The 584-nt window shown below is 36.1% G+C and carries 1 protein-coding gene; it reads right to left on the reverse strand.

The window, feature by feature from the left end:
- Window positions 1–584: outer membrane beta-barrel protein (locus tag FUA24_RS07425; RefSeq protein ID WP_148541126.1), on the reverse strand; the 584-nt coding region annotated here is incomplete at both ends.

Below are 584 nucleotides of genomic sequence, written 5' to 3' on the forward strand. Positions count from 1 at the left end.
AGTAAATGCAGCTAAGTTATCTGCTGCAGCGCCATCACTATCAACGTATGGCATAGCGTCAGACCAAGAATCTAATCTAATTTCTGGCTTAATAATTAAGTTGTCAACAGTATAACTACCTGTTAAAGTTGCAGCAAATACACTTTCTTCTGCTGGGTTAGCATCACCGTGTAATCCAAAGTACTCACCTCTTAAACCAATTGAAAAGCTATCAGAAGTTGCAACTTGAGGATATAGTGCAGCTCCGTAGAAACCAGAACCGTCGTTATCATTGTAAGCAGCATTGATACCTAAGAAGAATGAATCTGATAAATCAAACCCACCAGTATAGTCTATTTCAAAACCTAAAACTACACCAGAATCATAATAGAAGTTTAAAAATTGACCTGCATAACCTAACTGTGCCCCTAAAGCATAATCTCCAGTCATATTATTATTGGTATCTGTAGCATTCATAAGCGCCACCATTAAACTAAAATCATCAGATAAAGCAAAATCTGCTTTTAAACCCACATGTGAAAACGGACCGTTAGAGAATAAATAAGATGTACTGTAATTAAAGTTTGCAACAGGTGAAATTACTT

It is taken from the genome of Seonamhaeicola marinus (assembly GCF_008085455.1).